Annotated in this window: 14 protein-coding genes and 2 pseudogenes; all 16 read left to right on the plus strand. The window is 35.9% G+C overall.

Annotated features, from left to right (window positions below; all coding sequences use genetic code 11):
• Positions 1-113, plus strand: a pseudogene (locus ACFINS_RS08810) (conjugal transfer protein); the annotation flags it as partial.
• Between the two features lie 110 nt (positions 114-223).
• A complete protein-coding gene (gene trwL, locus ACFINS_RS08815; protein WP_375612574.1) occupies positions 224-541 on the plus strand; it encodes a VirB2 family type IV secretion system major pilin TrwL in 318 nt (105 codons plus the stop codon).
• A 66-nt stretch (positions 542-607) separates the two neighbouring features.
• A complete protein-coding gene (gene trwL / locus ACFINS_RS08820; protein ID WP_375612573.1) occupies positions 608-919 on the plus strand; it encodes a VirB2 family type IV secretion system major pilin TrwL in 312 nt (103 codons plus the stop codon).
• Between the two features lie 128 nt (positions 920-1,047).
• Entirely contained in the window at positions 1,048-1,365 is a 318-nt protein-coding gene (gene trwL, locus ACFINS_RS08825; protein ID WP_375612572.1) for a VirB2 family type IV secretion system major pilin TrwL, read from the plus strand.
• A gap of 56 nt (positions 1,366-1,421) precedes the next feature.
• Positions 1,422-1,739 carry a VirB2 family type IV secretion system major pilin TrwL gene (gene trwL / locus ACFINS_RS08830; RefSeq protein ID WP_375649709.1) on the plus strand — a complete coding sequence of 106 codons (318 nt, stop codon included), beginning with the start codon at positions 1,422-1,424 and terminating at the stop codon, positions 1,737-1,739.
• A 56-nt stretch (positions 1,740-1,795) separates the two neighbouring features.
• Positions 1,796-2,119, plus strand: a complete 324-nt coding sequence (trwL, locus tag ACFINS_RS08835) for a VirB2 family type IV secretion system major pilin TrwL (RefSeq protein ID WP_375612569.1) — start codon at positions 1,796-1,798, stop codon at positions 2,117-2,119.
• Between the two features lie 127 nt (positions 2,120-2,246).
• Positions 2,247-2,558, plus strand: a complete 312-nt coding sequence (trwL, locus tag ACFINS_RS08840; RefSeq protein ID WP_375612568.1) for a VirB2 family type IV secretion system major pilin TrwL — start codon at positions 2,247-2,249, stop codon at positions 2,556-2,558.
• Between the two features lie 114 nt (positions 2,559-2,672).
• Entirely contained in the window at positions 2,673-2,987 is a 315-nt protein-coding gene (trwL, locus tag ACFINS_RS08845; protein WP_375612567.1) for a VirB2 family type IV secretion system major pilin TrwL, read from the plus strand.
• A gap of 127 nt (positions 2,988-3,114) precedes the next feature.
• Complete coding sequence (trwL, locus tag ACFINS_RS08850; protein WP_375612566.1) at positions 3,115-3,435, plus strand: VirB2 family type IV secretion system major pilin TrwL; 321 nt, start codon at positions 3,115-3,117, stop codon at positions 3,433-3,435.
• A 125-nt stretch (positions 3,436-3,560) separates the two neighbouring features.
• Positions 3,561-3,869 (plus strand): conjugal transfer protein, encoded by a 309-nt coding sequence (locus ACFINS_RS08855; RefSeq protein WP_375612565.1) that lies wholly within the window; start codon positions 3,561-3,563, stop codon positions 3,867-3,869.
• Between the two features lie 12 nt (positions 3,870-3,881).
• Positions 3,882-4,190 carry a type IV secretion system protein VirB3 gene (locus ACFINS_RS08860; RefSeq protein WP_375612564.1) on the plus strand — a complete coding sequence of 103 codons (309 nt, stop codon included), beginning with the start codon at positions 3,882-3,884 and terminating at the stop codon, positions 4,188-4,190.
• A gap of 2 nt (positions 4,191-4,192) precedes the next feature.
• A complete protein-coding gene (locus ACFINS_RS08865; protein WP_375612563.1) occupies positions 4,193-6,664 on the plus strand; it encodes a VirB4 family type IV secretion/conjugal transfer ATPase in 2,472 nt (823 codons plus the stop codon).
• A complete protein-coding gene (locus ACFINS_RS08870; protein ID WP_375612562.1) occupies positions 6,661-7,428 on the plus strand; it encodes a type IV secretion system protein in 768 nt (255 codons plus the stop codon). Before ACFINS_RS08865 ends, ACFINS_RS08870 begins: the two co-directional genes overlap by 4 nt.
• A 188-nt stretch (positions 7,429-7,616) precedes the next feature.
• The gene (locus ACFINS_RS08875; RefSeq protein ID WP_375706103.1) at positions 7,617-8,462 is read left to right on the plus strand and encodes a type IV secretion system protein; all 846 of its coding nucleotides are present in this window, start codon (positions 7,617-7,619) and stop codon (positions 8,460-8,462) included.
• Positions 8,463-8,705: 243 nt separating this feature from the next.
• Positions 8,706-8,858: a TrwH protein gene (locus ACFINS_RS08880; protein ID WP_375614846.1), complete on the plus strand. Its 153-nt coding sequence runs from the start codon at positions 8,706-8,708 to the stop codon at positions 8,856-8,858.
• Positions 8,859-8,927: 69 nt separating this feature from the next.
• Positions 8,928-9,350 (plus strand): annotated as a pseudogene (locus ACFINS_RS08885) (hypothetical protein); the annotation flags it as partial.

The following is a 9,350-nucleotide window of genomic DNA, read 5'->3' on the forward strand; positions in this document are numbered from 1 at the left end:
TTGGTTATGCAGGGCGCTATATCGGAAAAGATACATTCGTACGGTGGGCAATTGGTGTCGTTATCGCTGGTTCAGCAACTGAACTTGCCGGTTTATTATTTAAAACTGCATAAATTTTCATGAAAGAAAATTTAGATTTCAGTATTTTCATTGTATTCAATAAAAATACATATTGAAGAAAAGAGATTACTCATACCAATGTGATATAAATTGAGATAAAAATATGAAACAATCAAATATCCTTCAAAGAATAATTCATAATAAAAATATTAAAAACTTTGCAGTTTCAGCTGTATTTTTTATCGCTAATCCTGTGTTAGCCCAAGCAGTAGTTTTAGAGCCTGCAAACAAAGCTTTAACTGCACTCCAAACAGACTTAAAAACGATTATCCCCATTGCTGCTGCCGTGATACTTTTGTGCTTAGCAATTGGTTATGCAGGGCGCTACATCGGAAAAGATACATTCGTACGGTGGGCAATTGGTGTCGTTATCGCTGGTTCAGCAGCTGAACTTGCAAATATGTTATTCAAAAGCGCGTAATAAAAAAGTCATGCTGTATAAAATATCTTTTTATCCTAAAGCGAAATCTAAATTGAGATAAACAATATGAAAAAATCAAAAGTTCTTCAAACAATAATTCGGAATAAAGCTACTAAAACCTCTGCAGCTTTAACTGTATTTTTTATGTCCAATCCTGTGTATGCTCAACAATTAACAACTGCAAAAGGTGCTTTAGAAAAACTCCGTGATGACTTAAAGTTGCTTATCCCTCTCGCTGCTGCTGTTATACTATTATGCTTAGCAATTGGTTATGCAGGACGCTACATCGGAAAAGACACATTCGTACGGTGGGCAATTGGTGTCGTTATCGCGGGTTCAGCAGCTGAACTTGCCGGTTTATTATTTAAACCTAACTGATAAATCTTTTGGAATAAGAAATATTTTTTGTAAAAGAAACTTTGGATTTCAATGCTTTCATTATACATCAATGAAATTGTTTCTTATTTCGTAGAAAAAATATTTATGATAAATCAATGAAGCTAAATATGAGAAAATTAACTAATTTCCAGAAAAATAATAATGAAATTATAACAATTTCTGCTGCTTTAACTGTACTTTTTATTAGCAATCCTGCATATGCAGTGCAATTAAAAAATGCAAAAAAAGCTCTAGACACTTTGCAAGATGATCTTGTTAAAAATATTATTCCTATTGCTGCTGCTGTTATACTTTTATGCCTAGCCATTCTCTATGCAGGGCGTTACATCGAAAAGGATACATTTATACGATGGGCAATCGGCGTTGTCATCGCTGGCTCAGCAACCCAGCTTGCTCAACTGTTATTCAAAGGTGCAGTTAGTTAAAATTAAAGATGACAACTATAATACAAAATGTTATTTAAAGTCTTAATGAGAGAAATATGCGAAAATTAATTAACCTCCAGCCAAAAAGTAACAACAAAGTTGCAGCAATTTCTGCTGCTGTAACTATATTTTTTATGAGAAATCCTGCATGTGCAGCAATAGAACCTGCAAACAAAGCTTTAACAGCTCTACAAACAGATCTTACTACTAATATTATTCCTGTTGCTGCTGCTGTTATACTTTTATGCCTAGCCATTCTCTATGCAGGGCGTTACATCGAAAAGGATACATTTATACGATGGGCAATCGGCGTTGTCATCGCTGGCTCAGCAACCCAGCTTGCTCAACTGTTATTCAAAGGTGCAGTTAGTTAAAATTAAAGATGACAACTATAATACAAAATGTTATTTAAAGTCTTAATGAGAGAAATATGCGAAAATTAATTAGTTTCCAATCAAAGAACAATAACAAAATTATTACACTTTCTACGGCTATAACTGTATTTTTTATAACACATCCCGTATGGGCCCAAGTACAAGGTTTAGCTCCTGCAAAAACAGCTTTAGAAGAACTCCAAAAAGATCTTAATGCTAATATTATTCCTGTCGCTGCTGCTGTTATACTTTTATGCTTAGCAATTGGTTACGCAGGCCGCTACATAGAAAAGGATACATTTGTACGCTGGGCGATTGGCGTTGTCATCGCTGGCTCAGCAACCCAACTTGCGAGCCTGTTATTCAAGGGGCAAGCGTAAGTCTATATAACGCATAATATTTTTATCATAAGGTTTTATATCTAATTATTATACACATATGAGAATCTCATATATTTTATAATAATAAATACAAAGTATTAATAAGAGCATTAATTAAGAGTAAAATATGAAAAAATTAATTGATTTCCGATTAAAAAATAACAACAGAATCACAGCAATTTCTTTGGCTATAAGTGTATTTTTTATAGTACATCCTGCGTATGCAAAACTAAAAGCTGAAGATGCTTTAAAAACTCTGCAAACAGATCTTACTACTAATATTATTCCTGTTGCTGCTGCCGTTATTCTTTTATGCTTAGCAATTGGTTATGCTGGACGTTACATCGGAAAAGATACATTTGTACGGTGGGCAATCGGTGTGATCGTCGCTGGCTCAGCAACCCAACTTGCGAGCCTGTTATTCAAGGGGCAAGTGTGAGTCTTTATAATACATAATGTTTCTAATGTGAGAGTTTATGTTTGATAAATTTAAACATATTATGTGATATTTCGTTTATATTAAGAATATACAAAGTATTGATAAGAGTAAAATATGAAAAAATTAATTAATCTCAAATTAAAAAATAATAACAAAATTATCGTAATTTCTGCAGCTCTAAGTGCCTTTTTTATAACGAATCCCGTATATGCAAATGTAAAATTAGATCCTGCAAAAAAGGCGTTAGATGCACTCCAAAATGACTTAAAAACGATTATCCCTCTCGCCGCTGCTGTTATACTTTTGTGTTTAGCAATTGCCTATGCAGGGCGCTACATTGGAAAAGATACGTTTGTACGGTGGGCGATCGGCGTTGTCATTGCTGGCTCAGCAACACAACTTTCTACACTGTTATTTACAGGTAACTAATGAACTGATATAATACATAATGTTTTTAAATTAAGAGTTTATATTTTCTAATTGTAACATATAAAGATAGTAATTTGTTTATGTTAAAAAATATAAAATATTCATGAAAATTTAATGAAAGTAAAATATGCGAAAATTAATTAATGTCCAAACACAAAATAACAACAGAATCATAGTAATTTCTACAGCTATAATTGCATTTTTTATAACACAGTCTGCATATGCAAGTGCAAAATTAGCTCATGCTGAAAAAGCTCTAGATGCTCTAAAAAAAGATCTTATTGATCACATTATTCCTGTTGCTGCTGCCGTGATACTTTTGTGCTTAGCAATTGGTTACGCAGGCCGCTATATAGGAAAAGATACGTTTGTACGGTGGGCAATCGGCGTTGTCATTGCTGGCTCGGCAACCCAACTTGCTAAACTGCTATTTACAGGTCAAGCATAAATTAGTATAATACGTAATGTTTTTAATGTTCGTTGATTATAGATTTGTACCAGTAATAATATCGCTCATACTACGAAAAAAGGAATATTATTTATAGCAACTTTAATTAAAAGGGGATAAAGGATATGAAACAATTAAATACGCTTCAATCAAAAATATGTAAGATTAGTGCTATTTTTATAACTTTTATTATGTTATTAATAACTAAATCTGCATATGCTCAGACGGAAACAAAGAGTCTAGATGTTTTCATAGGGATGCAATATGGATTAAGTATAATTATTCCTATCGTTGCTGCTATCGTTCTTTTATTACTTTTGCTTATTTATATATTTCGCATTATCGCAAGAGCTACATTTATGCGATGGGCATTCAGTGTCATTATTGCTGGTGCAGCTTTTTATATTAGCCACATATTATTTCACCTCCAGTGACGAGAACGTTCCATGAAATCGCAAGAAAAAAAAGAATTCCCCCTATTCAAAGGAGCAACACGTGTTCCAACGATATGGGGTGTCCCCATGATGCCATTTATCGTTATGGTTATGGGGGTTGCTGTTATTGCTATGACAGTAAGTATCTTTTTGTGGATTATAGCGCCTCCATTATGGTTTATTATGGTGCAAATTACTAAAAACGATGATAAGGCGTTTCGTATCTGGTGGTTATGGATCGATACTAAATTTCGCAATCGCAACAAAAGTTTTTGGGGCGCATCAAGTTATAGTCCCTCTGATTATAGTAAAAGGAGATAAACATGACAGCTGTTGAAAGCAGCAAACGCCTTGCATCAGAGGCACCTGTAAGCCTGTTTCTGCCTTATTCACATCATATTACAGATACGATTATTTCTACTAAAAATGCGGAATATTTGTCAATTTGGAAAATTGACGGGCGTTCGCATCAAAGCGCTTCAGAAGAAGATATTTTTCAATGGATAAAAGAGCTTAACAATACTCTACGGGGGCTTGCATCGGCCAATTTATCATTTTGGGCACATATTGTGCGCCGCCGTGTTTATGAATATCCTGATTCAACATTTGATCAAATGTTTTGCTATCAGCTTGATGAAAAATATCGACAAAGCTTTACTGGTTATAATTTGATGGTCAATGATTTATATCTGACTGTCATTTTTCAACCGATAGCGGATAAAATTATGTCGTTCTTTTCTAAGCATGAACGTGAAACGCTTGATCAAAAAAAGATGCGACAAGACACATGTATAAAAGAACTCAATGACATCAATCGTACTTTAGGTCAATCTTTAAACCGTTACGGTGCAGAACTTCTTGGTGCTTATGAAAAAAATGGGCATGCTTATTCTTCTGCACTTGAATTCCTTGGAATGCTTGTCAATGGTGAATATCGCCCTATGCCAATTTGCCATGACCGTTTTGCTGACTATATGTCTGTCAATCGACCTTTTTTCTCAAAATGGGGCGCTCTTGGTGAACTGCGAACAACCAGTGGAATGCGTCGATTTGGAATGCTGGAAATTAAAGAATATGATGCAACAACCAAACCAGGACAATTGAATGTTTTGTTGGAAAGTGACTTCGAGTTCGTATTGACGCAGAGCTTTTCAGTTCTCTCCCGACATGCTGCTAAAGATTATTTACAACGGCATCAGCGTAATCTGATTGATGCACGAGATGTGGCAACGAGCCAAATTGAACAAATTGACGAAGCACTAAACCAGCTTATCAGTGGGCATTTTGTCATGGGAGAACATCACTGCACATTGACGATCTATGGTGATACAATTCAACAAGTTCGCGACCATATGGCCAAAGCAAGTGCAGCATTACTAGACGTTGCGGTACTGCCCAAACCTGTAGACTTAGCAATAGAGGCTGGCTATTGGGCACAACTTCCTGGCAATTGGAAATGGAGACCGCGTCCTGCTCCGATTACATCATTGAACTTTTTATCATTTTCATCTTTTCATAATTTTATGTCAGGAAAACCTACTGGTAACCCATGGGGTCCAGCCGTCACAATTCTTAAAACAACCAGTAAAACACCGCTTTATTTCAACTTTCATGCCTCCAAACTTGAAGAGGACTCGACAGATAAACGTTTACTTGGTAATACCGCGCTTATCGGACAATCTGGTTCGGGTAAAACCGTGTTACTCGGCTTTTTGTTAGCACAAGCACAAAAATTTAAGCCGACAACTGTTGTTTTTGATAAAGATCGTGGCATGGAAATTGCCATTCGAGCGATGGGTGGAAAATATTTAACATTCAAGCCAGGCAGAAAAAGTGGTTTCAATCCTTTCCAACTCCCACCCACACAAGAAAATCTTATTTTTCTGAAACAATTTGTTAAAAAATTGGCAGAAGCTGGTGGTGAGGTCACGCATCACGACGAGGAAGAAATTAACAAAGCGGTTATGTCTGTTATGAGCAGTAACATTGACCAATCACTCCGTCGTTTGTCCTTTCTAGTACAATTTTTACCAAATCCACGTTTAAGTGATTATAATGCTCACCCATCTGTTCATGCTCGCTTACTAAAATGGTGTGAAGGTGGTGATTATGGGTGGTTGTTTGATAATCCCCATGATGCTCTTGATCTCTCAACACATCAAATTTACGGCTTTGATATCACGGAGTTCTTAGATAATTTTGAAACTCGCACTCCAGTGATGATGTATTTGCTTTACCGCACAGAAGGCATGATTAGCGGACAGCGATTTATGTATATCTTTGACGAGTTTTGGAAGCCTTTGCAAGATCCGTACTTTGAAGATTTAGCGAAAAATAAACAAAAGACTATCCGTAAACAAAATGGTATTTTTGTTTATGCAACACAAGAGCCTAGCGATGCCTTGGAAAGTAATATTGCCAAAACACTCATTCAACAGTGTGCAACTTACATTTTTCTAGCCAATCCCAAAGCAAATTATGAAGATTATACAAAAGGCTTTAAACTAACAGATGCCGAATTTGAACTCGTTAAAGGACTTGGTGAGTTTAGTCGCCAATTCCTCATTAAGCAAGGTGATCAATCTGCGCTTGCAGAACTGAATCTTGGTAAATTCCACCTGACACGCGATGGAAAAGCCATCGAACACGACTTTAGTGACGAGCTCTTGGTGTTATCAGGTACACCTGATAACGCAGAGTTAGCCGAAAGCATTATCGCAGAAGTTGGTGATGATCCAGCAATATGGTTGCCAATTTTCTTACAGCACGCAAAAAATGACAGGAGGGAAACATGAAAAAAAAGGTCATTTCAATAGTAGTTGTAATAACTTTAGGGATTTCAAACCCAGCGATGGCTTGGGTTTGGGGCGCTGGAGCGGCGGATTTGGGAGCATCAGTCCCAACGACGTGGCCCAATTTTTTTGGGAAATCATCTTCAAATAGATCAAAGTCTAAAAAAACTCCACAGCAAAAGAAAGCGCCATCTGATGCCCAACTTCTCGATATGCTAAAAAAACACCTTGAGGAAGTAAAAAAGATACACGAGTCTATAACGGGAAGCCAAAAATTCAATACTAAAAAACTTAAAAATGTACAAACAGATCACAGTAGCTTTTTTCTCAAAAATCCAGAGAATCTCTACAATAGAAATAAACCTTCTGCTCTATCTAAATCACTTGAAAATATTTTAAAAGAAGAAGAAATTCCTGTCACTATCCATGAATCTAGCAGTTTTATCAACAAGCGCATCCAATATGCAGCCATCACTGATAAAGCCGTAAGTTTAAAAACTTTTCAAGAAGCAAACAATCGTTTTCAGCAAATTGAAGAACTATTAAAAGAAATCACGACAACAAAAGATCTAAAAAGTATTGCCGAGTTACAAGCACATATAATTGGAATGCTTGCTATGCTACAAAATGAAACAGCAAAACTACAAATGGTTACACATTTACGCAATGCTGAACATACACTTATCAAACAACAGAAAGATAAGCATAACATAAAAATTTTGAATAGTAAAAACACGAAAATGCCTACCATAAGATTTATTAGGTAAAGCTTTTATAATAACATTTTGTATATTATTTCCCTGTATGCTCGTAAAAAGAAAACGTTAATGCGTAATACTCAATTCTCTCTCATAGATCGAAAAGGTCTACGAAGTTTCATTTTATCCTTAAAAAGTTCAACGAAAAATGCTTAAAAATCATATAAAAAGTTGAAAATTCGTTAAAGAGGAATTCCATGAACTTTACAGTTTTCACGCAACTTTTCAATAAAATTGATCAGATAACAAAAACATATGTCACGGATGTTTCCTCAAAAGCAATTGTTACAATTACACCCTTCGTTTCAATTGGAATCACTATCGCTTTCATCATCTACGGATGGCTTATCATCCGTGGCGCTATCGATATGCCACTTTCCGGATTCGTAAACCGTTTCCTGCGGATAAGTATTATTACTTCAATAGCTCTTACCACAGGACTTTATCAACCAGAAATCACAAATTTAATAACACAAATGCCCTATGAGTTATCAAAAGCGCTCATCGCAAACCCACTCGATGATAAACAATTAATGAATTTACTTGACAAAACAGCAGGCGGAGGATTCCAATATGCAGGCCGTCTTTTCCAAGAAACCGTCTTCTTCGAGTCCAATGGACTGCTTTACAGTCTCTTAGGAATCCTCATCTTGCTAGCAACAAGCCTCGTCGTAGCAATCGGTGGGGGTCTCGTCCTTCTGACAAAAATCGCACTTGCACTTCTCGTAGGATGGGGGCCAATCTTCATTATTGCTCTACTCTGGCAACCAACTTATCGCTTTTTTGAGCAATGGATTGTACAAGTCGCCAATTATATAATCCTCTTTCTACTCTTAGCAACTGTATTTAATCTGATGATGAATATCTTTGCAAACTATTTGAGCGATATGAAACTCGACTACGACCAGAATGTAAGCTTCATGTTTGGAGGAGCTCTCATCTTGTCCATTATATCCATCATGCTGTTACTCAAACTATCAAGCATGGCCAATTCTCTCGCAAAAGGCATTACATTCGGACATCTATGGAGACATAAAAACTAGATGAGATAGAAAGCAATGGTTCCCGTAACAGATGCCCTTAATATCCATATGACAAAATAACGAGGATATCCAATCCTAAAGTAAAAAATATTTGCACTGAAATTGAGCTATTTTCATAAATTAAAAAATGAAATTAAGAAAAGATAAATTATCGTAAACTATACACTTTACTTTGGTGTCGAAATTATAATAATGACAACAAATATCAGAATGTGTATAACAGTAAAAAAGAGTCATATTAAAATGAAGTCGATCATTCTTATAATTTTGATTGCAAACCTTTTATCGGCTTGTGCATTAGCACCAAAGCTAAAACAGCCCAATGACAGGAACCGCGTGCCTATTAATAAAACAATCCCTGCCGAAATCAAGCGAGGAGACAACGGAATCTCATAAACTGATTTATGAAGTTAATAATGTAATGGTCAGTCTTTCTAAATATGTGAAAATTAAAAGGTATGAAATATGCAAAAGCTGATTATTATCATAGCGATTAGTGCTTTTTTTGGAACAACAAACTTAGCAAGAAGTAACACTCTTACTAAGCAAGGAGGAGGTCATAGCCGTTTTGCAGTTCCTAGTATAGGGTCAGGAAATCTCGATTCAAGCAACAATTATAAACCAAAACCACCAAAAGGCTATGAGCCACCACGTAAACTTCCACCCGATATTAAAATTGACCTTTCTAATTTGGGAACGATAAGAAATCGCGTACCGTCCAAACCTATTGGCTCTAAGCCATCTAACACACCTCCAGTATCTCCCACAGCTCAGGTACCTAAATCAACTTTCGTATCTGCTCCATCAGCAAAATATCTGGAGCTTACTAATCTATTAAAAAAAGGGGAAATTATTGAGCTCTTAAAAAAACAGCTTGAGTTGAAAAAA

It is taken from the genome of Bartonella sp. AA2SXKL (assembly GCF_042197205.1).
Taxonomy (GTDB): domain Bacteria; phylum Pseudomonadota; class Alphaproteobacteria; order Rhizobiales; family Rhizobiaceae; genus Bartonella.

Excerpts from the sequence above, each read along its gene's own strand:
- trwL (WP_375612574.1), top strand. The coding sequence starts at position 224 with ATGAAACAATCAAATATCCTTCAAAGAATAATTCATAATAAAAATATT.
- trwL (WP_375612573.1), top strand. The coding sequence starts at position 608 with ATGAAAAAATCAAAAGTTCTTCAAACAATAATTCGGAATAAAGCTACT.
- trwL (WP_375612572.1), top strand. The coding sequence starts at position 1,048 with ATGAGAAAATTAACTAATTTCCAGAAAAATAATAATGAAATTATAACA.
- trwL (WP_375649709.1), top strand. The coding sequence starts at position 1,422 with ATGCGAAAATTAATTAACCTCCAGCCAAAAAGTAACAACAAAGTTGCA.
- trwL (WP_375612569.1), top strand. The coding sequence starts at position 1,796 with ATGCGAAAATTAATTAGTTTCCAATCAAAGAACAATAACAAAATTATT.
- trwL (WP_375612568.1), top strand. The coding sequence starts at position 2,247 with ATGAAAAAATTAATTGATTTCCGATTAAAAAATAACAACAGAATCACA.
- trwL (WP_375612567.1), top strand. The coding sequence starts at position 2,673 with ATGAAAAAATTAATTAATCTCAAATTAAAAAATAATAACAAAATTATC.
- trwL (WP_375612566.1), top strand. The coding sequence starts at position 3,115 with ATGCGAAAATTAATTAATGTCCAAACACAAAATAACAACAGAATCATA.
- ACFINS_RS08855 (WP_375612565.1), top strand. The coding sequence starts at position 3,561 with ATGAAACAATTAAATACGCTTCAATCAAAAATATGTAAGATTAGTGCT.
- ACFINS_RS08860 (WP_375612564.1), top strand. The coding sequence starts at position 3,882 with ATGAAATCGCAAGAAAAAAAAGAATTCCCCCTATTCAAAGGAGCAACA.
- ACFINS_RS08865 (WP_375612563.1), top strand. The coding sequence starts at position 4,193 with ATGACAGCTGTTGAAAGCAGCAAACGCCTTGCATCAGAGGCACCTGTA.
- ACFINS_RS08870 (WP_375612562.1), top strand. The coding sequence starts at position 6,661 with ATGAAAAAAAAGGTCATTTCAATAGTAGTTGTAATAACTTTAGGGATT.
- ACFINS_RS08875 (WP_375706103.1), top strand. The coding sequence starts at position 7,617 with ATGAACTTTACAGTTTTCACGCAACTTTTCAATAAAATTGATCAGATA.
- ACFINS_RS08880 (WP_375614846.1), top strand. The coding sequence starts at position 8,706 with ATGAAGTCGATCATTCTTATAATTTTGATTGCAAACCTTTTATCGGCT.